The following is a 24,298-nucleotide window of genomic DNA, read 5'->3' on the forward strand; positions in this document are numbered from 1 at the left end:
AGATATTATCCAAAAACTAACAGCAGACGAAGTAACTCTTGCACATGGCTCATCACCCTATAGTTCAACAACACAATAGCCAAATATTGCACTTTTGTACGGTTTTAATGACTTTATCACTGATAGTGACATTTATAGGAGTGATTCCTCCTAATTTTTCCGATGATTTGATCGCTTTTGTGCATTTATTCTCAGTTAATCTATTAATAAAAAGGCACAATTTCTAACAAAAATTTTATTTTGAATATTATGTTCTATATTTAGATTAAAGCTGCTTGACGGAACATTAAAAGTTTATTTCATGTTGGACGATTATAACGTTGTCATCTTGGATGATGAGCCAGAATTTGCGGAGTTATTAGCAACAATTGCCAGAGAAGAAGGCTGGCAGGTTGAAGCATCAAGTGATCCTATTGATTTTCTCACGCAAGATATTAGTGAAAAGACCATTTTGATTCTCGATCTCATTTTACCGGAAGTCGATGGTATTGAAGTGATCAGAGCCTTAGCGAAACGTAAATGTTATTGCCCACTAATTCTGATCAGTGGCTTTGATAATAAAGTATTACATTCTGCGCAACAGCTGGCTGAAGCACATAATATGCCTGTCATCGCAACATTAACAAAACCCTTTGAAATCAGCCGTTTTATTAATTTATTAAATGATATAAAAGTTAATTACACCAAGAAAGAGTTTATTCACGGTCATAGCATTACCTTTACAAAAAAAGAATTACAACATGCTTTAGACAACAACGAGTTTGTTTTACATTATCAACCTCAAATAAGTATTGCCTCAAACAAGGTCACAAGTATTGAAGCCCTTGTGCGCTGGCAACATCCCTTATTAGGTTTGGTCTACCCAGACAAATTTATTAGTTTAATAGAGGAACATCACTTAATTGATCAATTAACCTCTATTGTCTTAACCCTTGCATGCAATAGCTTAAAGCAATTACATGCGCAGCATCCGACACTCAAGATATCTGTCAATGTGACCTCTGAAAATATTATCTCATTAAAATTTCCTGAGCTATTAAAAAGCATCGCAGACACTAATAACCTTCATAGTAAAGATATTACTTTAGAACTCACTGAAAGTGCGGTCATGGGAGAGCTAACATCTTCCCTTGATGTGTTAAACCGCTTAAGGATGAAAGACTTTCATCTTTCTATCGATGACTTCGGCACAGGGTACTCATCTTTACAACAATTATATCAGGCACCATTTAATGAGCTTAAAATTGACCGTACTTTCACCTCTAAAATGTTAGTTGATAAAGAAGCAAAAGCCATTGTTAATATCTGCATTATGTTAGGTAAAATGTTAAAAATGAAAACACTTGCTGAAGGGGTAGAAAACAAAGAAATATTAGCTGAACTACAGCGGCTAGAGTGTGACTATGCTCAAGGTTACTATATTGCTAAACCCATGTGCTTTGACCAGCTATTAGCGTGGTTTTGACATTGAAAATTACGAGATTACTTTCTATGTCAATAAGCAAAAAAATCTACGGCTTAATCCTACTACTCTTCTTAAGCTTACCAAGCCTGTCTAAGCAAACAACGGTTATCGAATCAGGGCACAATACCTACCAACTCACCCAAAAGGTATCAATACTGGAAGATCCGAGTGCTCAACTTACATTTGAACAAATCACTTCCCCTATATTTAACAATAATTTCAAACCGATTCAGTCTGAAAACGTGAACTTTGGTTTTACCCAATCAACCATTTGGTTAAAATTCACAATCAAGAACACAACAGAAATTAATTATTGGTTATTACGAAATGAATATAATGCGCTTGAAATTATCGACTTATATGAAGTAGAAAATAATCGGTTAGTCAATCACTTCTTATCTGGAACCCGTCGTTCATTAGATCAAAGGGTCTACCCAAGTCATCGCATTATTTTTCCAGTGATCATTCCTACCAATGAACAACGAACTTACTATGTTAAAGTACGCTCTTTTACACCACTGATCATCAACTTATCGCTCAGTTCTGAATCTGCATTAATACAATCTAACTATGCGGCTGACTTACCTTCAGGCATCGTGCTAGGAATAACCATAGTATTACTTATTATCAACTTAATTTTTTATTCTATCTTAAAGTTTAAAAGCCAACTGTTTTTAACTATTTATATTTTATGTTCTTTAATTCTCTACAGTGCATACGATAACTACTTAGTTTATTTAATTCCAGAAAGCGCAGCGACTAATTCCACTTTAATTTTATTAACCAGTGGCTCTATCGCTTATATCAGCCTCTATTTCTATATCGAATACTTACTTTTGAATAAGCTCAAGAAAAAGTACAAGAGTATGATTCGCTATACCGTAATACCTTATTTTGTCATCGTAAATATCTTAGCCTATAGCACTAGCATACTATTGCCCTATCAAATGTATGTGATAGCCGTATTCCTACTGCCATTCATAGGAGCCTGTTATAGCGGTTATGCTTGGCGAGCAAAACAATACCACGCGCGACTCGTGTTTATTGGTTTATGTGGTTTAGCCACTGCACAATTTTTCCAAATGTCACTACTTTTTAATCTACTCCATAGTGATCTTTACATATCAATTGAACTAACTCGCTTCGGTAACATCATCTTAATTACTTTGCTTAGCACGGCAATTGTTGATTATATTCAACAATTGCAGCAGCAAAAACAACAAAGCCACGATAAAGCGATTCAGGCAGAAAACAAGTTTAAACGCGTCTTTGAACAAGCCTACCAAATGTTATTTCTCATTTCAGCTGAGGGCATTGTGATCTCAGTGAATAAGCAAGCATCACGATTTTTAGATAAACCAAAATCTGAACTGATCAAACAAAATTTCACTGACATTTTTACCAGTCTAAAGGGAGTTTTTGATCAAGATGCAATGAAAAAAAACATCGAGAAAGCTATTTTTGGCCAATTAATCAAACAAAATATAGTTGCCTATTCCAATAAAGGGACCCTAAAAGATCTGGAAATATCTTATCAACCCTATGTAAATCATCAGCAAGAAGTCAATAATGTACTGGTGCAGGTTCGTGATATCACCAAAGAATCTCAAGCATTTAAAGCCATTCAAAACATGGTGGTAGGTATTGCTAGCTTATCAACAGAGAATTTTTTTAAAAATTTTCTAATCGAAATTTCTCGTGTTTATAACGCTAAATACGTCATGCTCAGCCAACTGAACGATAGCACGCCAATGACAGCAACCACTGTGGCAGTGATTAACGACAAAAAACCTATTGCTAACTTTACTTATGAAATAGCCAACACGCCTAGCGAAAAACTTATCGATAACCATCTAGGTAATTACCCCAATGATGTTCAAGTACTTTTTCCACAAGACGAGTGGATATCTTCACATAATATAGTGAGCTATTTAGGGGTAAATATAAAAGATTCAGACGGTCACATCATAGGGTTTCTTTCTGTTTTAGATGATAGACCACTTGATGAGGATAATTACTTTATCGAGGTATTAGATGTATTTGCTGCACGCATTGCCAATGAACTTCGTCATCAGGAATCACAAGAGGCATTGAAAACTGCGCTAGAAAAGCTCGATTTTCATATCACCAATACACCACTAGGCGTCATTGAATGGGATACTAGTTTTAACATTGTTAAATGGAATAAGGCAGCCAAGAAAATCTTTGGTTTTAGTATGGAAGACTTCGAAGGTAAAGCCGCATTAAAAATGCTATTACCCAGAAGTGAAATTGCTCACGTGGTCGAATTAACCAAAGAATTAATTGCCAACAAAGGTGGCTATCACAGCCTGAGTAAAAACCTGACAAAAGAAGGAAAAGAAATTTTATGTGAATGGCACAACACACCACTATTAAACAGCGACGGAGAGGTAACTGGCGTTGCGTCTATGATCAATGATGTTACCGCAGAGCATAATGCATTAAGCGCGCTTTATTTAAAAGAACATGAACAAAATGAAATTTTTAATGCATTAACCGATGCTATTTTTATTATCGATCAACAAGGCAAAGTGCTTTCCACTAATCGTGCAGTACAAATACTCTTTGGCTATAAAATGAATGAATTAGTTGGTAAACGTGCCGACATATTACTGACAGGAAAATTCAAAAAGTACTATGACAAATACTTAGCCATTTTATTAACATCACTGCCCAAGCAGCATTTACCGGTAAACAGAGAAATATGGGGACGTAGAAAAGATGGTGAGCAATTCCAATTAAACTTATCGTTAACCGCTATGCCAAATGATAATTCAGGGCAAAAGCGCATTCTAGCAACATGCCATGATTTAACAGAGTTTAAAATCCAACAAGAATCCCTCAAACAATCACACAAAATGGACGCTCTCGGTAGTTTAACCGGTGGAATTGCTCATGATTTTAACAACCTACTTGGCATCATAAACGGTTATGCGGAATTATTAACTCATCACGCCCAAGCCGAAAGTAAAGACGCAAAATATGTACAACATATACTAAATGCCAGCTCTCGTGGGGCAAAACTGACGAAAAAACTGCTCTCTTTTGCCCAGAAAAATACCGAAGATAAAGAATTAGTTGATATCAATCAGCTACTCTGTGATGAATATGATATGTTACAGAAGACATTAACGCCCCGCATCACGTTAACTCTTGATTTAGATGATAATTTACCATTAACGAACATTGATAAATCAGAGCTGCAAGATTGTATTTTAAATTTGACCATTAATGCAATGCATGCCATTGAAGATCATGGTGAAATCACCATAGATACCACAATAGAATCATTCACTAAACAACAAGCTCAACTGCGTGAATTAGTGGCTGGACAGTATATTAAACTGACCATCAAAGATAATGGCAAAGGCATGGATGAACAGGTACAACAAAAGGCACTTGAGCCCTTTTTTACCACCAAAGGCAACACAGGAACTGGCCTAGGGTTAAGTCAAGTCTATGGTTTTGTCGAGCGTTCAAACGGTTTTATCGATATTCAATCTCAACTCAACCATGGGACAGAAATTTCATTATTCTTACCTGCAGATAAAAGGAAATTATCTTCAAAAACCAGCAAAACTCACTCACCGACAGATATTGTGCAAAACGCGTCGGTGTTGGTTGTTGACGATGAGCCATCATTAGTTGAATTATCGTACACAGTCTTAAGCAATGCTGGCTATCAAGTCTATACTGCCGACAGCGGGGAGCAAGCACTCATCGTCTTAGAACAGCATAAAGTAGATGCCTTATTATGCGATGTCATCATGCCAAATATGGGCGGGGTTGAGTTAGCTAAGATAGTCGAAAAACAATACCCAGACACAGCAATATTGTTTATCAGCGGTTATTACGAGCAAAACTCGCCCTCAGTAAATCAATTTATTACCGACAAAGTGATCAAAAAACCCTATGAAACGAGTGAATTAATTCAACGCATCACGCAATGCATTATGGAAAAAAGAAAGAGTATATCTCATAAACTGACTCACTAATTCTCCTCACTTGTTAAAACTATTGATTATCCGTCCTCTGCATGCTTATTTTTATCGCCAGCAGTCTGGAGTATTTTGACTAACTGATAAACAATTTCTTGGCGAAATGGTTGCTCAGGGGTTGTTAACTGGAAGGGAAATTCTCGCTGATTTGGGCTATCAGGAAAATACTGAGGTTCGAGACATATTCCTTGCCTAGGCGAAAATTTACCGGATAAATGATCCCCTGTATATATTTGCAAACCAGGATAGCTACTTTGAACGTGTAATTGAAGTTTTTTATCCGGGCTTATTAATACCGCTTGCCAATCATCCCGTTGATTGATAACAAAATTTAAGTCTATCTGATCACGTTCATCGTCATGCTTTAATATGCGTGGTTTAGTAAAATCATAACGAGATCCAGCAACAGGTAAAATATCTCCTGTAGGGATCATTTTATCATCTAAATCGGTATAATATTGCGCGTTAATATGCAAAAGGTGTTCATTAGCATTATGCTCAACCCCTGCTAAATTAAAATACGCGTGACTAGTTGGTCCAACAATCGTGGCTTGCTCAGCAGTAGCTGACAAGGTAATTTTAAGCTCACTTTCTTCAGTTAACTGATAGTCCACTTTAAAATGGATAGGCCCAGGGTAACCATTAAAGCCATCCTCACAGCGGTAAGAAAATGAAATGAATTGTGCCTCTTGTGCTTCAAGCTGCCACAACACGTGACTCAAAGCATTTGGACCACCATGTAAGTGATTTAGCCCTTCATTAGACGCTAATTGCATTTGCTGATCATTGATATTCACATGAGAGTGACCAATTCGATTAGCATATGGTCCAACTATTGCGCCTAAATGAGCAGCATCGTCAAGGTAGTCGGCAAGTTTAGAATAGCCTAAAACAATATTTCGTTCTTCATCCTCAACTAAAGTATGCCATTGAACAATACGTGCACCATAATTGGTAATACATACCTCATCCCCCTGTTGATTCGATAACAAAAAAGAACGCAACTCAGTCATCTATGATCCAATTAATCCATTCAAACAATAGCATTCATATTGCACCGTTCGTATGTAAAATCAAATACTTTTATTACTTATCTAGGATGCTTATCTTGTAGATCTGATTCGACAGATAAAAAAAGCATTGCCGTATCGGGCAATGCTATTTTTGAAGACGTAAAAACAATTAATGATTTTCGAGATAGGCAAATACCGTTTGAAATGCTGTTTCTTGAAATTTCTTTAAGCCCGTATCACGGAAATCAATGTCAACTTGTGACTTAGCCAAAGCTGACTTAACATAAGTCCCCGAAACAATTTCAACCGTTATATCATCAATCAATTGAATTGCAGCTTCTAATTTGAAGCCCACCGGACCACCGGCAAACTTTCCTTTTAATGCCCGTCCCTTTATCACAACAGAATCAATGTGATAATCAGTTAATAATTTAGCAAATGTAAACTGAAACTTTTTCACTTGCTCTGCATCACCGGCATCAGCAATACTAATTTTAGGAACTCTCATATGAGGAATATCGTACAAGCCATCCGCTTTCGACATGACACAAATTATTGCATCATTCCCTTTTAATTCTACACCACAAACTTTCATAGCTACCCTCTTTATAAACACCGCCATTATAAAGCACTATGGTAAACTTTGCTGGCTTTATTTTGTTCGAAACGGAGAGATTATTTTTCTTTTTTCAATTTAATAATCAAGTCAATATGCGGGATCAATTCTTCAATTTCTCTGATATGGTTTCTTAGTGACTCCCATTGTACTAATTCCAGTTTACCGGAATCTAATATAGCCCGCTTCAATTCACTCACTAACGAGTTTTCATCTTTTTGTTCGATAAACTCATTAATGCGCAATAAGTCATCCAGATCCTTTTGAGAAAGGATTTCAAAATCTTTCTTTGTTGCCATTGACGCTCTCACTTTGTCTCAAGACATAATAATTATAAGCAAAAAACACTAATTTACCCGCAAGCAAACAAAGAATATTGGCGCTTATTGAGCAAAATCAATCAATGTTTGACCAGACATTCGATAACCAATCCATTCAGATTGAGGTTCTGCCCCCAACGCTTCATAAAACTCACGCGATGGTGTATTCCAATCTAAACAACTCCATTCAAAACGACCACAGCCCCGCTCAACGGCAATACTAGCTAAGCGCTTTAACAATGCTACGCCTGCTCCCCGACCTCGATACTGTGGCGATACATAAAGATCTTCTAAATACAAACCTGGCTTTGCTAACCATGTTGAATAATTGTAAAAATACACTGAAAAGCCTATTGCTTCACCGTCCAGTTCACAGATAAGGCCATGTACACCACTATGAGCTTCAAACATGCTCGATTTAATGGTTTCAACATTTGCTAAAACTTCGTGTTCAGCTTTTTCATAAATAGCTAATTCACGAATAAAGTACAATATGGTTTCAGCGTCATCGATCGTCGCTGTTCGAATAGTTATTTCAGACATTCAGTGCCTCGTAGTATAAATTCATTAAAAATAAAGGGAATTATTGACAACTCATAGTGACTAATAGCCAATACACTATGACTAAAATGACATAATGACCAACTGTATAGGTAGTATTTTCAAAATATTGTAGCTATATACACAGACAAGAGTCATTTATAGTGTCCCCGATAACATTCATGATAATAAGGAAAAGTCGTGCGCTTGAAAACTACACCCTACTATTATTTTATCGCTCTTGCTGCGAGTTTAACACTAAGCATGTCTGCTCATGCAAAATCTGTCAGTAAGCTTGCTGAACAAACAGCACAATACGCTGTAAATACATACCAACAAGCAATGATCGACAGCTTAGCACAATTAGTTCAACATAATACTGTTGCTAAAGAGGGGGTATCAGCAACCGATAATCCTGCACATATTGCCTTTAAGCAAACGTTAGAGAAACAAGCAACTCAACTCGGATTAGATTATACCGATGAAGGCTATGTCGTCATTATAGGTTTAGGTGAGAATAAAGAACGCTTAGGTATTATTACTCATGGTGATATCCAGCCAGTCAATCCTGAAAAATGGGCAAAATCGCCTTTTGAACTAGACAGCACTACCGAACCCGGCAAATTAATTGGCCGCGGGACTGAAGATGACAAAGGCCCTATTTCAACCGCTCTTTATGCCATGAAAGCCATTAAAGACAAACAAATACCTCTCAATAAACGCATTGAATTATATGTCTATATGGCGGAAGAATCTGATTGGGAACCGTTAAAAGAATACATTAAACACCACGACCTCCCTCAGACCAATATTACCATTGATGCCGAATACCCTGTGGTTACCGCAGAAAAGGGTTATGGCACCATAAAAATAGCCTTTAACAAAACTGACAACGCGCCATTATTTGACCCATATATCAGCCATTTTGAGGGCGGCTATTTTGGCTCTCAGATCCCAGAAGATGCCAAAGCTGTCATCAATAATGCCGATGCTCATTTACTGGAACAGTTAATGAATAAAGCACGTAACTATTCTGACGCAAATTTTGATTTTTTATTGAAAGATAAAAAGCTCACCGTTTCCGCGTTAGGACAATCAGCTCATTCATCTAAACCACAAGAAGGTGTTAATGCCATTCCGTATTTAGCGGATTTATTATCAATTAAACGCTGGCCTAATAATGGTGCAGGTACCTTAGTAAATTTTATCAATGATAATATCGGCTTAGGATTAGAGGGTAAACAGTTTGGCAGTATCGCGTATCGTGATGATTTTATGGGACCTATGACAGTCTCTCCCACGGTGATCAAACAGCATAAAAACAATCTTGAATTAAACATTAATATTCGCCGACCAAAAGGAAAATCAGCCCAACAATTGCGTGAAGAAATTAATCAAGCCATCGCATCTTGGAAGCTAAAAAATATCGCCGACATCACTGAGTTAACTCATTATATTGGTGACCCATTCGTGCAAGACAATGCGCCGCAAACGGACACTTTACTGACAGTATTTTCTCACTTTACTGGCATCAAAAACGCGAAACCAATTGCCATTGGAGGAGGAACTAACTCAAGGTTGTTCCCAACAGCGGTATCTTTTGGCCCTTCTATGCCGGGCGCAAAATATACAGGGCACTCTGAACACGAATTTATTACCGTTAAGCAGTTAATGTTAAATTTAAAAATGTATACAGCAGCAATCATAGAGCTAGCGAAATAGTACGCCAAAAAAATTGTCCTGCTCAAGGGGGAACTGCCCCTAACAATTATCTAAGAGCAGGACAAAATCTCACGTAAACTTGGCTTAGTAAGGGCCATATACCAACGATAAATCAGCCCAACGGCTATGCCACACTTTACTTCCATGGATATAATAAACATCATCCTGATGGAAAATTGACCGATCGTTCCAGCCAGAGACATTTAATTGTTCATCTGCTGAGTCCACCGCTTTAATACGACCTAACTCGTGCAACTGCGCGTCATTATATTTACTTGTGACTTCCAGCACAGAAAGTGCATTCTCATTGGTCCAGATATCATATTTTTCTTGTGTCTGTTCATTTACCAGTGTACGTGTATGCCAACGCTCTATCGGTAAGGCGAAACGGGTAGCGCCACTATTCATCGTTAAATAACTTAATGCATGGTAATCAAACTCCACAGGGGTATAAGCCTCTGGATAAACAATCGAATCAATCTCATGGGGAGCATTAATACTGGCAATGTCGAACAAAGTTACTTTAGCTCCCTCAATCACCACCGAGGATTCATCAGGGTTTGTGCTATCAGTTTGCACCACTCTGGGATCTACGTTTTGACCTACGCCTAATAACAATTGATCGGAAATGGGGTGTAAATATGCTGAATAACCAGGTATATCAAGTGCTCCGGCAATAAGAGGATTTCGATTGTCCGACAGATTGATCACATACAAGGGGTCCAGATTTAAAAAGGTAACGATAAAGGCCTGATTGTTAAAAAATCGCACCGCTTTTATATCTTCATACACCTTACCATCATCACTGACTTTACCTATTGGCTGAGGATAAGTGGCATTTGGTAGCTGTGCAATAAGGCTAAGCTGCTCACCGTCGTCAATTAATACATTCAAACGATGCGCATAACCCAACTGACGATCCCCTGTGGTAGTGACAACACGCAAATAATCACCTTGTTCACTAAAGCGTAAATTCGACAAGTTCCAGTTAAAACGACCATCCAGCATGGCACTCGCCCGATAATCAATACTCGCATCCGCTATGCTAAACTTATGAACCACCGATGTTTCAATCAACTTATCATCAACATAACCGTACTCTGTGCCATAAAGGTAAAGCGAGCTTTGACTGGCATATAATCCCTGCACTTGTGCATTCACGCAAACCGAATGCATTTCACTGGGAGCATCAAGGTTAATCGCAGTGATGGTCACCACACCATCAAAACCATCAAGCTCAGTCGCCGACTCCGGTAGGTAACACTTGTTCTTATCAACCAAGGCATATTGATTGCCCTGACCATCGCTATATTGAGGCAAAAGCTGACTAATATCCGTTTGCATAATCGTATTATAGTGAGCCAACTTTTCCTGCTCAGAGCTGGTATACGTAATAGTATCAAGAGCTGAACGATAACTGCTGACAATATAAAGCATATTGTCAATACGCCTGCTATCTACAATTGCTCCATCAATGGTGTACGACAAATCTATGGATGGCGTTTGTTTTTCATCAGTGTCAACAAATGACAAGTTAAACTGCTGCTTGGTTGGAAAAAAACCTTCGACAAATGTACTAACGGCAATATGATATGAGTCAATATTAGAGAGCACTGCCAAGGTATTGTTTCTTAAATACAAACCATTTATGTAACTTGCTGCTTGATTAATTGTCACTGTCGATAATTCAAGCATTTCACCAGTTAACCCTCGCTGCATAATACGCACTGACGTCATGGCATTGGGTGTATCTTCTGTCAACCCTCCCATTAAGCTATGCTGATTGGCAATAAACAAATACTCGCCATCGTATTTAATGCGATCACTTTCATCAACGCCTTGTTCTTGTACATTCGTTGTTGAAAATACCGAACTATCATCACTAGATGTCTCAGGCGAATCATTGAATGTTACTCTTAACTCATCTTGACTGCGCAGGTAGACACCATTTTTTAAATAGCGTTCAAACCTCACAGGTGTCGCTTGTACAAGTGATGTTAACGGCATTGAGATTGGATTTAAATTTGGTATGCTTTGGACAGGCTTAAATGAGTTAACATCGTGATTGTCACTGCCTCCACAAGCAACCAATAACAAACAAATAAGGGTAAGCAAGGATCTTGTTAAGCACATTATTCAACTCTCCTTTTTATATTGTCTATTTATTAGCCTACTCTTTAATGTAAAAATTGCTGTTGTAAAGTGCTATCAAATGTAATCTTATGTAATTGAGACTTTTATCTTGACCAATCAGTGTTACATTACTACTGAGCTAGAATTACGGAAATTGTTACTCTTGAGTATTAACCGCATACTGATCACCACTGTATTATTAATTTACATATTTTTGTCTTCACCAGCTGCATCAGCGCAATGTAAACAAGCAGATGATAACTGTGTGCTTACAGGACAATGGCATATATCTACAGCATTAGGTGCGGGAGTATTAACCAATCCTTTACATGGTGGTGAAAATATACCGTTAGTTGTCTTACCTTATATTCATTATTATGGTGAGCAATTTTTCATCGAAAATAATGTGATTGGTTACAGCCTCCTCCAATCAGAAGACGTTATTTTAAGTGTGATCAGCCAATTAAACCGTGAAAAATCCTTCTTTACCCAATGGCAAGCTAAGCATTTATTTATCCCTACTTTTTCTGATACGGTTAACCTTCAGCCGGAGAAAGAATATGTTAACCAAAACGAGATAAAAAAGCGTAAGTGGGCACTAGATGGTGGTGTACAAGTTAATTGGTTTATTAGTGATACTATCGAATTAAAAGCGCAATTACTGCACGATATCAATAACGTTTATCAAGGCTTTAATAGTCAATTACGTCTTGATAAATTCATATCGCTCTCCAATAACACTCGTGTAAATGCAGCGATAGGGCTCAATTGGCAGAGTCAAAAGCTCAGTAATTATTATTATGGTATTTCACCATCCGATAAGGTTGCTGTGCGCTCTTTATATCAAGCAAAGTCTGGCAGTAATCCTTTTATTTCTCTCAATATTCGCCATCAATTAAGTCAGCACTGGCAAGCACAATTCTTTATAAAAAGAGAATTTCTTGGTAGTCATATTAGTAATAGTCCGTTAATTCAAGAGTCAAATATCAGCTCAGCCTTTGTTGGAGTGGTCTATGCGTTTTGATCGCTTATTGCTTGTTTCAGGGATATTGATTTCAATAAGTTGTTCAATTAGCGCCTCTGCAATAAATGCTCAATTGCCAATACCATTGAAGATCAAACCGATGATTTGCGTGGTAGCAAAATCAGGAAATAATTGCCAAATGACCATTACTGCAACTTGGCAAAGCCCGCAACCGATTGATACTTGCCTCTACCAAGCGCAAAAAAAATTAAGCTGTTGGCAACAACAAACACAAGTTAATCAGAAAATAGCCACTTCACTCGATAAAGACATGACATTTACCTTAGTAAATACACAAGGTAAGATATTGGCTAGTCAAAAGGTAAAAATTAACCTTAGTCAATCTCAACTGTATCGTCGTCGATTACGCGCGCAATGGAGTTTGTTTTAATGACGCATATCACTTTGGTAGAAGACGATGTTCGCTTAGCGAACCTCATCCAACAATTTCTTGAAAGTAACAATTTTAGCGTTACCGTACTCAATAGTGGCGAAAATGCTCCGCAATTAATTATCGACAGTCAGCCAGATTTAGTGATCCTCGATGTGATGTTGCCCAAAATGGATGGTTTCACCATCTGCAAAAGATTGAGAAAATCCTTTGATAAACCAATTATCTTCTTGACCGCAAAAGACAGCGATTTTGATCATGTACTTGGCTTAGAAATAGGCGCAGATGATTACATTATTAAACCCGTTGTCCCACATGTGTTGCTCGCCCATATTAATGTCGTTCTGCGCCGAAGCTCACACCAATCGAGCAATAACCATCAAGACATCATTGTTGGTGAGCTCAGTATATTAAAAAAATCACGTCGCGTTATTTATCAACAACAAGCTGTAGACCTTACCAGTCATGAATTTGAACTATTATGGCTACTGGCAAAAAATGCAGATGAGCCATTAAACCGAGATTACATTCATAAACAAATGATCGGTAGAGAATATGATGGCTTAGATAGAAGCGTCGACGTTAGAATATCTCGGTTAAGAAAAAAATTAGGTGATGATCCCAACAATCCATACAAAATTATTACTGTGTGGGGCAAGGGGTATTTATTTAACACTAATGCCTGGCAACAACCATTAACGGAACAGGAAACGCCCTAGTGTTACGCTTGTTCATCAGCTTATACTTGGTGGTTATCACAGGCATATTATCGATTAATTGGGCATCTGAACTACTTTGGTCAACTCTCGATCACTCCCCGTCGAGAGAATTGTCAACTTCAATGGCGTTGACAAGCTCTCTTGCGCAATTAGTCAATAATTCAGAGCAATTAACCAATATCAATCCCACCCCCTTTAAACTTAAGCTCATTGAATTATCAGACATAGCTTGGTTACCAGCACAGAAAGCAGCACTGCAACGAGGTGATGTCTTACCGTTGTATGATTTAGAACAACAATTGTATTTATATGCGATAACCGCTAACAAAGCGCAATTACTGCAAGTCGGGCCGATTAGCCAAGCGACCAGTTTTTCTGGCACTAAACTTATCGTACAGACTATTTCATACCTATTATTGGCACTGATTATTGCTTTATGGACTCGCCCCGTGTGGCGCGATCTTAAGCAGTTAACATCCCTTGCGAATAATATTCACTCATTACAAAAAATTTCAAATAAACCTATCACTAGCCATTCTCCAATCACCAATGTCGTTAGTGCCATGAATAAAATGGCGTTGCGAATAAAACACTTAATTCAAGAACAAAAGCAACTGGTAAATGCTGTCTCACATGAGTTAAGAACACCGCTATCACGTTTGCGCTTTTCGATTGCCATGCTAAAAAATATTGCGCCAGAACAACAGCAAGGCATAGAACAAGATCTTCAAGAAATTGAAAGCTTAGTGGATGAAATGTTAAGTTACTCACGAATCGAACATATTGCTTTGCAGCAAAATCGCGCACAAACCAATATTAGTGAATTACTGCAACACCAAGTTGAAAAACACCGTACACATCATCAGGTAAACATAATCACAGATATTGCCAAAAACCTCTGGTTATACAGCAATGGAGAGTTGATTGAACGCGCCTGTCAAAACTTAATTATCAATGCATTACGTTATGCGAACCAACAAATCAAAGTATCTGCTACTCAAACCAAAGACCAATTAAAAATAACGGTCGAAGATGATGGTGCCGGCATTGAAAAGGCTTATTGGCCAACAATTTTCGATCCATTTTCTCGTGTAGAGCAAAGTCGAAATAAATCCCATGGCGGTTATGGTTTAGGGCTAGCAATTGTCAAAAAAGCCAGTGAATGGCACCATGGCAATTGCCAAGTTTCTGACTCCCCTTTAGGTGGTGCTTGCTTTACTATCAGCTTACCTACCACTATACAGGCACCTCAGACAAATTAACCGTTGAGTACTCTCTAGCCCCGTCATAGCAAAAAAGGTATGATAAACAAAAATATATTAATATTCGTTTTATGAAAAAATTATGTATTGTCACCGGCGGTAGTTCGGGCATTGGTTTAAGTATTGTTAAATTATTTATCGCACACGATTACCGTGTTATTAACCTAGATCTTGTTGATGGCGGGCATGGTGAATTTCAGTTGTGTGATGTTACCAATCACCAACAAGTGCAAGATATCATTCATGAAATTGCACAATCACATTCCATTGATGTCTTAGTCTCGAATGCGGGCATCCATTTTTCATCATCAATTGAGAACACCAGTGAAGCTGAACTGGAACAGGTTTTTAATATTAATGTCAAAGGGGCATACTCAGCTATTCAAGCCGTGCTCCCTAGCATGAAACAGCAAAAAAACGGCGCGATTATTCTGATGTCGTCAGACCAAGCGTTGATTGCTAAGCCTAACTCGTTTGCTTATAACTTGAGTAAATCAGCACTAGCGTCAATGGCTAAAACCACAGCGATTGATTACGCCGAGTATAATATTCGCGCTAATGCGGTTTGCCCTGGTACGATAGAAACCCCACTTTATCATCAAGCTATTGATAACTATTGCCAGCGCTCTGGTGCCGATAAAGCATCGGTACACCAAGAAGAAGCCGCTCAACAACCATTGAATCGCTTAGGACAGCCAGAAGAAGTTGCTGAATTAGTCTTATTTTTAGCTTCTGACAAAGCAACATTTATTACTGGCAGTTTACAAGTGATCGATGGCGGTTATACCGCGCAATAAGTGCAACGGACAATGAAAATAATCGACCCGCACCTACATCTATTCGATTTAACTAAAGGTAACTATCAGTGGTTGCAAGCAAATCAGCCGCCGTTTTGGCCTGATAAAGCGCGGATCAAACAAAACTTTAGCGAACAAGACATACAATTAACTAAGCCTTTATCTTTAGCTGGCTTTGTTCATATTGAAGCAGGTTTTGATAATCAACAGCCTTGGCGTGAATTAGCTTGGCTTGAACAAAATTGTTATTTGCCTTTTAAAAGCGTCGCTTATGCTGATATCACCTTGTCATCGGAAAACTTTCAAGCCTGTATCAAGCAACTACTCCTCCAAAAGAGCTTCATTGGTGTTCGATATATTCTTGATGAACAAGCCGCACAAGTACTGCATTTACCGCAGGTAAAAACAAATCTTAGTTATCTAGCCAGCCAACAATTAAGCTTTGAATGCCAATTATCGTTAGCAGATGATCACGCCATAACACTGCTGGTTCAATTACTTGAACAAATACCTGAGCTAGTTACCATCATTAATCACGCTGGCTTTCCAACTATCGCTCCAGAGCAGCGTTTATTTAGTAACTGGCTCAACAACTTATGTCAACTAGCGAGTAACCCAAATATTGCGATAAAATGCTCTGGTTGGGAAATGATAGATCGTCATTACACTAGCAGCTTTGCGAAAGACATCATTGATCATTGTCTTGATATTTTAGGGCTTTCCCGCGTCATGCTTGCCAGTAATTTCCCTTTAACCTTATTTAGCCAATCTTATCAAAGCTACTGGCAGATGATGTTGAACTTACTCAGTAAAGATAGCCAACACGCCCTTTGCTATAACAATGCAAAGCACTGGTACAAGTTAAGTTCTCTTAGCACTAACCAATAAGACCTCAACTGCGCAAGCATATAGGTTGTAAAAAATTTGCTAATTTGCTCGATTACGGCAAAATAAAACTTATCACCTGCCTATTCTAAGTAAAATAAACCGATATATGGATAAATTCGATAAAAAAATTCTCACTATCCTTCAAAAAGATTGCACCCTAGCCGTAAGTGAAGTTGCCGCACAAGTTGGTTTGTCGACCACTCCTTGCTGGCGGCGTATTCAAGCCATGGAAAAGTCTGGCATCATTAAAGGTCGAGTAGCACTTGCCGATCCTGAAAAACTTAATGTCGGCTTAACCGTATTTGTGATGATAAAGACCAATCAACATAACCCTCAATGGCTGAGCGACTTTGGTGAAATTGCCGATGAGTTTCCAGAAATTATTGAGTTTTACCGAATGAGTGGCGAAGTTGATTATTTGCTGAGGGTCGTAGTATCCGATATGAAAGCCTATGATAGCTTTTATAAAAAGCTCATCGATAAAGCTAGCTTTGCTGATATTAGTTCAAGTTTTGCCATGGAAGAAATGAAATATACCACTGCACTCCCTGTCGACTATATATAAGTAACCTCAGTTTCGCATAAGGAATACGTTTCTAGCAGTTATTTTTACTGACTTCATCGTTATTTTAAAGTGAAATAGCCAGCTATTCCTACTTCAAAATGCCTTGAATTCAGACAAAAATACCAAGCTAGAAATATAAAATATTCCTAAGTTATTGTTTTATTTAGTATGGCACTATTTCTTATACAAACCTGAGGTTAAGTAGGGTAGAAAGATAAAAGGATGGCATTTGCCATCCTTTTACATGCTACAGCGTTAAGGTTATTTTAATGCTTTAACCACAACATTTGGCGAACGCTTAACAACTTCATCATTAAGCTCGATACCTATGCCAGGTGTTTCAGAGACTTTAAACACCCCATTTTCCGGCTGAGGATCTTGTATACATAATTCTCTATTCCAAGACTTGATCGCATAAGTATGATGTTCATGGATCAAAAAGTTAGGAATAGCCGTTTCTAGATGGAGTGATGCCGCCGTTGCTACTGGACCACCGCACACATGTGCTTGAATTCGAATGTCGTAGACATCAGCATAATCACACACTTTTTTCGCTTCAGTAAAACCACCACATAAACCAACATCTGGCTGTAACACATCAATACTTTGATCTTCAAAATATTGACGTACATCCCAGCGATGATACAAACGTTCACCACCAGCAATCGGCACATTAACCCGTTCCGACACTTTTTTATGTACTTTACTATTAAGGTAATTCACCGGCTCTTCATACATCATGCAGCCAACTTCTTCGATCACTTCGCCCATTTGGATCGCAGATGCCGCCCCCATTAATGAATGAGACTCAAAGATAATATCAACATCTTCACCCACCGCATGACGAATAGCCCGCAATCGATCACCAAATAAACGCATTTGTGGTTGAGTAAATAACTTAGTGCGATCAAATGATGAACTACCGTCTTGGTTATAGACAATCGGGTCAACTTTTACTGCATCGTACCCTTGTGCCACGGCTTTCAAAGCAGCTTCAGCATATTGTTGCGGCTCAATCAATTTCGTACACTCTTCATCCCAATCAAATTGTAATTGACTAGCATAAGTACGTAATTCAGCATTCACTTTACCGCCTAATAATTGATAAACAGGGACACCTAAGGCTTTGCCTTTAATATCCCAAAGAGCGGTATCAATAGCACTCATTGCCGAGTAAAGCACAGGCCCGCCACCAAGCCCCCAAAAACTTTCACGCAACATGCGCGACCATAGAAGTTCAGTTTGAAACGGATCAAAGCCAATTAAAATTGCTTCGCTGATCTCTTTGATCATTGCCGCTGCAGCACTATGCCCCCAATCATAAGCAAGCCCAGCTTCACCGACACCGCAAATACCTTCATCGGTATAGACGCGAACAAATACTGGGTTCCAAGGCGGCCGTTCAGGACATTCAATATCAAAAATTTCTACATGGGTTATTTTCATTTATTTCGCTCTTAAGTTTTCGGATTAACTCGCGAAGGATGGATCTTGACGATAGACTCGCCTAAGCATGGCAGGCCATGATTTTTGTCCCCCTGTTAACCCAGTGTGCACTATATTCGCTTGCGCTTTAATTCCATCAACAATACCTTGCTCTATCATGATAGGCTTCATACCTGTTGCCATGATCTGTAGCTGCACTTGACAAGCGCGGGTTAAATCGTACATATGCATATAAGCATCACCAATGGTTTTACCCAGCGTTAAGCCTCCATGGTTTCTCAGCAACATAAAATTTGCATTGCCTAAATCTTGCTGCAAACGCTTTTTCTCCTCAGCATTAACAGCCAAGCCTTCATAATCATGATAACTCATTGATGCCAGAGCAAATGCAGAATATTGGCTCAATGGCAATAGCCCTTCTTCTAAGCTTGCAATGGCAATGGTTTCATTGGTATGTAAATGCAAAACACATTGATCTTCATGTCTTACCTCATGCACGGCACTGTGAATAGTAAAGCCAGCAGGGTTAATTTCAAATGGGCATGACTTGTCAATAATATTGCCATCAATATCAATTTTGACCAAGTTAGAAGCGGTGATCTCATCGAATGCCAAACCAAAAGCATTAATCAATAAATGTTCGGTATCAGGAATTCGCGCTGAAATATGGGTATAAATAAGATCATCCCAGCCATGCATGGCTATTAACCGATAGCATGCAGCAAGATCAACCCTAGTTTGCCATTCTTGCGCTGACACTTTATTTTTTAAATCAAGTTGTGGAATTTCAAACATAAGTTTTCCTTACTTAGCAAATTACGTTCATTCGCTAAGTTATAATCATTTTAGTTAAGCTCTGTCTTGAGATAAAGCAAGCATTCATCACTTATCTCGCTATCTTAGAACGTTTTATTCAACTATCGCCTTTAATAACGCTATAATTATCAAAGCAAATACTAAAATTCTTACCCATTTACTGTATTTTGCCTGCTCGCCTGGCTCCATCGGTTTGCCGTATTTTTCACCAACAACCACCATCAACGCCACACAAGCAAACACAATCGCAAGTATAATTAAAAGTGTCATAACAACAGATCTTTATTTGATAAAAGTCAAATTTAACATAAAATATCAAATAGTTAAGGTGTTTATAAAAAATGCTTTATTTACAACCATAAAATGAGCCACAAATGACCGTTCAAGATGAATTTATTGAAAAGCGCCGCTTTATAATCCGCCTAGGTAAAGCATTACATAAATTTGGTACCCCATCTTACCGACTAGAAGCACACCTACAAACGGTTGCGACATTTCTTGGCTTACAAGCAAGTTTTATTGTCACACCAACATCTCTGACCTTTATTTTATCTGGTGACGATGAGCATCAAGAATATAATCACATGCTGAGAGTAACTCCTGGCGGATTGGATTTAGGCGCACTTGCCCGAACAGATGAACTCGTCGATGAATTGCAATCTGGCAGTCGTACCTTAAGTGAAGCGATTGAACGTTTAGAGGAAATTGGCAACAAACCTGAGCCTTATGGGCGCTTTTTAACGTTTCTGGCCTTTGGCGCCTCAAGTGGTGCCTTTGCCATGCTGATGCGCACCAGTTGGCATGACGTATTTTGGTCTGTTGTACTCGGGTCCATCGTGTGCTTATTTGTCTTTTGGTCAGAACGTTCAAAACGCGTCACTGAAATGCTTGAGCCGCTCTCAGCATTACTTTGTGCACTACTCGCATCAGCGATCACTCATGTTGATCCAAAAATTAATGCCCCACTCGTGATTTTATCTGCCATTATTGCTTTTATCCCAGGGCTCGCTCTCACAGTAGGATTATCCGAGCTTTCCGCCCGCAACTTAATCGCAGGTACCGCAAGGGTAATGGATGCCCTAATGGTACTTTTCAAACTTTATTTCGGCGCAGTTTTGGGAGTCGCAATTGGCGATCAACTTTGGGGAATTGCTGATTATATCAGACCCGATGCCATGCCTACATGGGCTGGGTGGGCGGCAGTCACAACACTATCAATTTCCTTGGTGATCCTATTTAAAGTCCGTAAGAAAGATGCGCCATGGGGCATTCTTTCTGGCTATGTAGCCTTTGCAGCGAGTCTATGGGGCGCTTCCTATCTTGGAATTGCACTAGGTGCATTTGTTGGAGCCTTTGCATTAGGTATCTATAGTAATATCTTCTCACGACTGATGAACCTCCCCTCTAGCATTGTAAAGTTACTCGGCCTAGTGGTATTAGTTCCCGGCAGTAAGGTCTACGTGGGCTTAAATATTGCCATTTCAGGGCAAGACATAATCGGTAATAGTGCTGGCATCAATTCACAGACATTTCTTATTTTTATGTCATTGGTTGCTGGACTTATTTTTGCTAATGTAACTTTCCCATCAAGAAAAGCATTATAAGCAGTAATGAAGAATGAAAAGTAACCAGAAAGCAAAAAAAAGCTATCACCACGGTGATTTACATCAGTCTTTGCTAACAACAGCCACGAAAATGCTTAATGAGCAAGGCATTGACAGTTTATCTTTGCGCAAAATTGCTGAAAATGTCGGAGTTTCACGCACAGCGGCTTACCATCACTTTACTGATAAAAACGATTTATTATGCGCCATTGCTGCTCAAGGGTTTACCCAATGGCAACAACAAGCAGAAAAAGTGTTAAGTGATAAAACACTATCAAAAAGCGATCATTATCGTGCTTTTGTATACAATTACATCGATTTTGCCACTGCAAATGCGAATTTATATGACTTAATGTTTGGTCGTACTATCTGGAAAGATCAAGGCAGTAATGAAACCTTACGCCAAGCCGCGTATCCTACTTTTGACTATCAGGTTAAAATTACCAAACACTGGCAAGATATAGGCTTATTTCCGCAAACAGAATCATCTTTACGATTGGCACAAGTCATTTGGGGTACCCTGCACGGCATTGCAAGACTCACCATAGATGGCATATATAAAGATAACACCAGTATTGAAGAAATGTGTGAATGTGCAGTTAATTTATTTTTAGCCAATCAGCCACACTAAACCTTATTTGTTATATAAAACAAATTATTTCATAATCATATTATTCACTTAGAATAAGCTTCATAAGCCGCGAATATAGGAATATTGATGAGCGTCACTGACAATCAAGAAAAGCTCAAACAATTTGATGAATTCTTTACCATTAAACATCAATTTAATATTAATGTTAAAGTGATTAATACAAGTGAGATAACTGATTATCAACACTTTTTAGCGGCTATCCCTGCCCCCTTTAAGCTAGTTAATGATATGACCTCAATTGATCAGGCAGCACTTAAACCGCTACAAGCAGTGAGTGGCGTTGCTGGGCAATTAGTGGATTATTTACATCATCAGGCGCAAAAAATCGATCTACTGTTAGGTTATATTTTAAGTCAGCAAGATGAACAAGCACTACGTTTTCAAGGGCAACAATTTGGAGGTGCGGGTATCATTTTCCATGCTGATTCCGCATTTAAATTAAATGATTTTGTTGAGTTAAAAGTCTTTTTACCCACAGAAAATGCCGCCATATATAGCTATGCTGAAATAATTGACGTAGAAAAAATTCAAGAAAAATATCAACACAAATTACTGTTTCATTTTATCCGGGATGAAGATCGTGAACTTTTAGTACGCGCCAGCTTACATATACAATCAAAACAATTACAACAATTAGCGAAAGAACGACAAGCCAAAGCGAGTAATTAATACGTTAAGGCTTTCAACCATAAGCTTAAGCGAACCAAGCTTATGGTTGAAGCTATACAGGAGCTAATAAAGAGTTTAGACACAAATTCGGTTAAGTGTCATATCCACTTCTTCTGAGGTAGCTTTTTGCTGCTCTGCATGTTCAGCAACACGATTTAAGCCATGAGTAATTTCTTGGCTTAAGGCAACAACGGCACTCATATTATCATTGATAGATGCTGTCGACTGTTGCTGTTCTTGGGTACCGCTCGCAATTTGTGACGTGAGTGTATTCACCTCGGTAAACACTTGGCCAATTTGTTCCAATGCTTCAACCACAGCTGCCGAATGTTCTAAACTGTCTTGCGTTAACGTTTGCCCTTTGGCAATGGCATTCACCGCATTGTTTGATTTTTGTTGCAGTCCTTCAACCATTGAATGGATTTCAACCGTTGACTCTTGTGTGCGATGGGCAAGCGCTCGCACTTCATCAGCAACAACGGCAAACCCTCGCCCTTGCTCACCAGCACGAGCGGCCTCAATCGCGGCATTTAACGCTAATAAGTTTGTTTGATCGGCAATGCCTCTGATCACATCTAAGACTGAACCAATACGAGCACTTTCTTCTTGTAATAGAGCTAAATCACTGGCCATTTCGGTCACCTCTTTGGCAAATTCTTCGACCGTATGCTGACTAGTATTAGAAGATGTTGTACCTTGTTGTAATAAAGACAACACCTGATTTGATGTTTCACTCACTTGCAATGCACTATCAGACAAGGTTGAAGATGTTGATGCAACCATTTCGATTGATGATGCCATTTGCGCAATTTGTTCAGAAGATTGATCAACGGCAATCACTGAGTCACTGATTTGACTGGTAAGCGATCCGGTACCTTGTCGTAAGCTTTCAGATTCACTGCGGATCTCTTTCACTACATCAGATAAACTTGCAATAAATAGCCCTAGTTGATTAACAGCCTTCGAATAATCATCTTTAAAATTATCAACATAAGGTGTCTGTGGTGCTTGATCAACACTGACCACCAAATCTAAAAATTGCTGCAATGATTCAATACGCTTAGCTAACATTTTCTGAGAAAAAATAAAGCTCGCGCCAGTTTGTATCACCACAGTGGCAAAAAGTAATAAAATGATACCTGTTGTCGTCATTTCATCAACAAATATCGCCACACTAAGCATGACTAAAAGCCCTGAGAGCAGGCTTGGTATTAATAATTTTATGTGTAATTGATTGAACATAAGGCATCCAATATAAATTGATCTAATCTTTATCGTTATTTTTGTTAAATGTTGTATTCATGGCTCTGCATCAACAACTATTAAAACTTACAGGGAAATTAGGCAATTTGCGACTTTTTTTTACAGTAACTCACTAAAAGAAATAAATATTTATAAGCGTTATGAACTGATTTCTGAGATTATTTTTTACCAAGAGTCTTCGATAGAAATGATATCAAAAGCGATCTCTGTTAAACAATTCACATAGGCAGATAAATAAGTTAACCGCTGACGCAAATAACATACTTTCTGTGAATATTTCACAAACTAACAATATATTTACATTTCTTACATTTTAATTTCAATAATTTACTCACCACTTACTACTTGCTCTTATTAAACACCAACCATAAAAA

22 protein-coding genes are annotated in these 24,298 nt (G+C 38.4%); 13 read left to right on the forward strand and 9 right to left on the reverse strand.

Going from position 1 to position 24,298, the window contains the following annotated elements; all coding sequences use genetic code 11:
* Nucleotides 1-301: 301 nt before the first annotated feature.
* Complete coding sequence (locus IV514_RS08475) at nt 302-1,465, forward strand: EAL domain-containing response regulator (RefSeq protein ID WP_206484507.1); 1,164 nt, start codon at nt 302-304, stop codon at nt 1,463-1,465.
* A gap of 26 nt (nt 1,466-1,491) precedes the next feature.
* A complete protein-coding gene (locus IV514_RS08480; protein ID WP_206484509.1) occupies nt 1,492-5,481 on the forward strand; it encodes a PAS domain S-box protein in 3,990 nt (1,329 codons plus the stop codon).
* A gap of 26 nt (nt 5,482-5,507) precedes the next feature.
* On the opposite strand, the gene IV514_RS08485 is transcribed toward IV514_RS08480, so the two are convergent.
* The 4 genes from IV514_RS08485 to IV514_RS08500 form a co-directional block, all read right to left on the reverse strand.
* Nucleotides 5,508-6,497 (reverse strand): aldose epimerase family protein, encoded by a 990-nt coding sequence (locus tag IV514_RS08485; protein WP_206484511.1) that lies wholly within the window; start codon nt 6,495-6,497, stop codon nt 5,508-5,510.
* 169 nt (nt 6,498-6,666) lie between these two features.
* Nucleotides 6,667-7,092 (reverse strand): DUF3010 family protein, encoded by a 426-nt coding sequence (locus IV514_RS08490; RefSeq protein ID WP_206484512.1) that lies wholly within the window; start codon nt 7,090-7,092, stop codon nt 6,667-6,669.
* 80 nt (nt 7,093-7,172) lie between these two features.
* A complete protein-coding gene (locus tag IV514_RS08495) occupies nt 7,173-7,412 on the reverse strand; it encodes a hypothetical protein (RefSeq protein WP_206484515.1) in 240 nt (79 codons plus the stop codon).
* Nucleotides 7,413-7,496: 84 nt separating this feature from the next.
* Nucleotides 7,497-7,976: a GNAT family N-acetyltransferase gene (locus IV514_RS08500; protein WP_206484516.1), complete on the reverse strand. Its 480-nt coding sequence runs from the start codon at nt 7,974-7,976 to the stop codon at nt 7,497-7,499.
* Between the two features lie 261 nt (nt 7,977-8,237).
* Here IV514_RS08500 and IV514_RS08505 point away from each other — a divergent pair, with 261 nt between their 5' ends.
* On the forward strand, nt 8,238-9,695 hold the full coding sequence (locus tag IV514_RS08505; RefSeq protein ID WP_206485290.1) for a dipeptidase: 1,458 nt from the start codon (nt 8,238-8,240) through the stop codon (nt 9,693-9,695).
* Between the two features lie 84 nt (nt 9,696-9,779).
* Here the strand turns inward: IV514_RS08505 and IV514_RS08510 are convergent, their stop codons facing one another.
* The gene (locus IV514_RS08510; RefSeq protein ID WP_206484518.1) at nt 9,780-11,828 is read right to left on the reverse strand and encodes a beta-propeller domain-containing protein; all 2,049 of its coding nucleotides are present in this window, start codon (nt 11,826-11,828) and stop codon (nt 9,780-9,782) included.
* Between the two features lie 163 nt (nt 11,829-11,991).
* Here IV514_RS08510 and IV514_RS08515 point away from each other — a divergent pair, with 163 nt between their 5' ends.
* The 7 genes from IV514_RS08515 (at nt 11,992) to IV514_RS08545 (ending at nt 17,474) form a co-directional block, all read left to right on the forward strand.
* Nucleotides 11,992-12,852: a MipA/OmpV family protein gene (locus tag IV514_RS08515; protein ID WP_206484520.1), complete on the forward strand. Its 861-nt coding sequence runs from the start codon at nt 11,992-11,994 to the stop codon at nt 12,850-12,852.
* The gene (locus IV514_RS08520) at nt 12,842-13,243 is read left to right on the forward strand and encodes a DUF3019 domain-containing protein (RefSeq protein WP_206484522.1); all 402 of its coding nucleotides are present in this window, start codon (nt 12,842-12,844) and stop codon (nt 13,241-13,243) included. Before IV514_RS08515 ends, IV514_RS08520 begins: the two co-directional genes overlap by 11 nt.
* Nucleotides 13,243-13,962 (forward strand): response regulator transcription factor, encoded by a 720-nt coding sequence (locus tag IV514_RS08525; RefSeq protein ID WP_206484524.1) that lies wholly within the window; start codon nt 13,243-13,245, stop codon nt 13,960-13,962. The genes IV514_RS08520 and IV514_RS08525 overlap by 1 nt, the downstream gene beginning before the upstream one ends.
* Nucleotides 13,962-15,224, forward strand: coding sequence for an ATP-binding protein (locus IV514_RS08530; RefSeq protein WP_206484526.1), 1,263 nt, complete (start codon nt 13,962-13,964; stop codon nt 15,222-15,224). The genes IV514_RS08525 and IV514_RS08530 overlap by 1 nt, the downstream gene beginning before the upstream one ends.
* 71 nt (nt 15,225-15,295) lie before the next feature.
* Nucleotides 15,296-16,021, forward strand: coding sequence for an SDR family oxidoreductase (locus IV514_RS08535; protein ID WP_206484528.1), 726 nt, complete (start codon nt 15,296-15,298; stop codon nt 16,019-16,021).
* 12 nt (nt 16,022-16,033) lie between these two features.
* Complete coding sequence (locus IV514_RS08540) at nt 16,034-16,909, forward strand: amidohydrolase family protein (protein WP_206484530.1); 876 nt, start codon at nt 16,034-16,036, stop codon at nt 16,907-16,909.
* Between the two features lie 106 nt (nt 16,910-17,015).
* Complete coding sequence (locus tag IV514_RS08545; RefSeq protein WP_206484532.1) at nt 17,016-17,474, forward strand: Lrp/AsnC family transcriptional regulator; 459 nt, start codon at nt 17,016-17,018, stop codon at nt 17,472-17,474.
* A gap of 261 nt (nt 17,475-17,735) precedes the next feature.
* Here the strand turns inward: IV514_RS08545 and IV514_RS08550 are convergent, their stop codons facing one another.
* From IV514_RS08550 to IV514_RS08560, 3 genes are all read right to left on the reverse strand, one after another.
* Nucleotides 17,736-18,920, reverse strand: a complete 1,185-nt coding sequence (locus tag IV514_RS08550) for a mandelate racemase/muconate lactonizing enzyme family protein (protein ID WP_206484534.1) — start codon at nt 18,918-18,920, stop codon at nt 17,736-17,738.
* Nucleotides 18,921-18,944: 24 nt separating this feature from the next.
* On the reverse strand, nt 18,945-19,715 hold the full coding sequence (locus IV514_RS08555; protein ID WP_206484536.1) for a class II aldolase/adducin family protein: 771 nt from the start codon (nt 19,713-19,715) through the stop codon (nt 18,945-18,947).
* Between the two features lie 114 nt (nt 19,716-19,829).
* Nucleotides 19,830-20,006, reverse strand: a complete 177-nt coding sequence (locus IV514_RS08560) for a hypothetical protein (protein WP_206484538.1) — start codon at nt 20,004-20,006, stop codon at nt 19,830-19,832.
* A 104-nt stretch (nt 20,007-20,110) separates the two neighbouring features.
* On the opposite strand from IV514_RS08560, the gene IV514_RS08565 reads away from it, so the two are divergent.
* From IV514_RS08565 to IV514_RS08575, 3 genes are all read left to right on the forward strand, one after another.
* Nucleotides 20,111-21,340, forward strand: coding sequence for a threonine/serine exporter family protein (locus IV514_RS08565; RefSeq protein ID WP_206484540.1), 1,230 nt, complete (start codon nt 20,111-20,113; stop codon nt 21,338-21,340).
* 13 nt (nt 21,341-21,353) lie between these two features.
* Nucleotides 21,354-21,971: a TetR/AcrR family transcriptional regulator gene (locus IV514_RS08570; RefSeq protein WP_206484542.1), complete on the forward strand. Its 618-nt coding sequence runs from the start codon at nt 21,354-21,356 to the stop codon at nt 21,969-21,971.
* 87 nt (nt 21,972-22,058) lie between these two features.
* Complete coding sequence (locus IV514_RS08575; RefSeq protein ID WP_206484544.1) at nt 22,059-22,661, forward strand: PilZ domain-containing protein; 603 nt, start codon at nt 22,059-22,061, stop codon at nt 22,659-22,661.
* 75 nt (nt 22,662-22,736) lie between these two features.
* On the opposite strand, the gene IV514_RS08580 is transcribed toward IV514_RS08575, so the two are convergent.
* A complete protein-coding gene (locus tag IV514_RS08580) occupies nt 22,737-23,903 on the reverse strand; it encodes a methyl-accepting chemotaxis protein (protein WP_206484546.1) in 1,167 nt (388 codons plus the stop codon).
* Nucleotides 23,904-24,298: the final 395 nt, after the last annotated feature.

The organism is Thalassotalea sp. G2M2-11, assembly GCF_017168195.1.
GTDB lineage: Bacteria > Pseudomonadota > Gammaproteobacteria > Enterobacterales > Alteromonadaceae > Thalassotalea_E.

Excerpts from the sequence above, each read along its gene's own strand:
- IV514_RS08500 (WP_206484516.1), bottom strand. The coding sequence starts at position 7,976 with ATGTCTGAAATAACTATTCGAACAGCGACGATCGATGACGCTGAAACC.
- IV514_RS08560 (WP_206484538.1), bottom strand. The coding sequence starts at position 20,006 with ATGACACTTTTAATTATACTTGCGATTGTGTTTGCTTGTGTGGCGTTG.
- IV514_RS08495 (WP_206484515.1), bottom strand. The coding sequence starts at position 7,412 with ATGGCAACAAAGAAAGATTTTGAAATCCTTTCTCAAAAGGATCTGGAT.
- IV514_RS08510 (WP_206484518.1), bottom strand. The coding sequence starts at position 11,828 with ATGTGCTTAACAAGATCCTTGCTTACCCTTATTTGTTTGTTATTGGTT.
- IV514_RS08490 (WP_206484512.1), bottom strand. The coding sequence starts at position 7,092 with ATGAAAGTTTGTGGTGTAGAATTAAAAGGGAATGATGCAATAATTTGT.
- IV514_RS08550 (WP_206484534.1), bottom strand. The coding sequence starts at position 18,920 with ATGAAAATAACCCATGTAGAAATTTTTGATATTGAATGTCCTGAACGG.
- IV514_RS08575 (WP_206484544.1), top strand. The coding sequence starts at position 22,059 with ATGAGCGTCACTGACAATCAAGAAAAGCTCAAACAATTTGATGAATTC.
- IV514_RS08520 (WP_206484522.1), top strand. The coding sequence starts at position 12,842 with ATGCGTTTTGATCGCTTATTGCTTGTTTCAGGGATATTGATTTCAATA.
- IV514_RS08505 (WP_206485290.1), top strand. The coding sequence starts at position 8,238 with ATGTCTGCTCATGCAAAATCTGTCAGTAAGCTTGCTGAACAAACAGCA.
- IV514_RS08555 (WP_206484536.1), bottom strand. The coding sequence starts at position 19,715 with ATGTTTGAAATTCCACAACTTGATTTAAAAAATAAAGTGTCAGCGCAA.
- IV514_RS08545 (WP_206484532.1), top strand. The coding sequence starts at position 17,016 with ATGGATAAATTCGATAAAAAAATTCTCACTATCCTTCAAAAAGATTGC.
- IV514_RS08485 (WP_206484511.1), bottom strand. The coding sequence starts at position 6,497 with ATGACTGAGTTGCGTTCTTTTTTGTTATCGAATCAACAGGGGGATGAG.
- IV514_RS08525 (WP_206484524.1), top strand. The coding sequence starts at position 13,243 with ATGACGCATATCACTTTGGTAGAAGACGATGTTCGCTTAGCGAACCTC.
- IV514_RS08480 (WP_206484509.1), top strand. The coding sequence starts at position 1,492 with ATGTCAATAAGCAAAAAAATCTACGGCTTAATCCTACTACTCTTCTTA.
- IV514_RS08535 (WP_206484528.1), top strand. The coding sequence starts at position 15,296 with ATGAAAAAATTATGTATTGTCACCGGCGGTAGTTCGGGCATTGGTTTA.
- IV514_RS08565 (WP_206484540.1), top strand. The coding sequence starts at position 20,111 with ATGACCGTTCAAGATGAATTTATTGAAAAGCGCCGCTTTATAATCCGC.
- IV514_RS08540 (WP_206484530.1), top strand. The coding sequence starts at position 16,034 with ATGAAAATAATCGACCCGCACCTACATCTATTCGATTTAACTAAAGGT.
- IV514_RS08475 (WP_206484507.1), top strand. The coding sequence starts at position 302 with ATGTTGGACGATTATAACGTTGTCATCTTGGATGATGAGCCAGAATTT.
- IV514_RS08580 (WP_206484546.1), bottom strand. The coding sequence starts at position 23,903 with ATGTTCAATCAATTACACATAAAATTATTAATACCAAGCCTGCTCTCA.
- IV514_RS08570 (WP_206484542.1), top strand. The coding sequence starts at position 21,354 with ATGAAAAGTAACCAGAAAGCAAAAAAAAGCTATCACCACGGTGATTTA.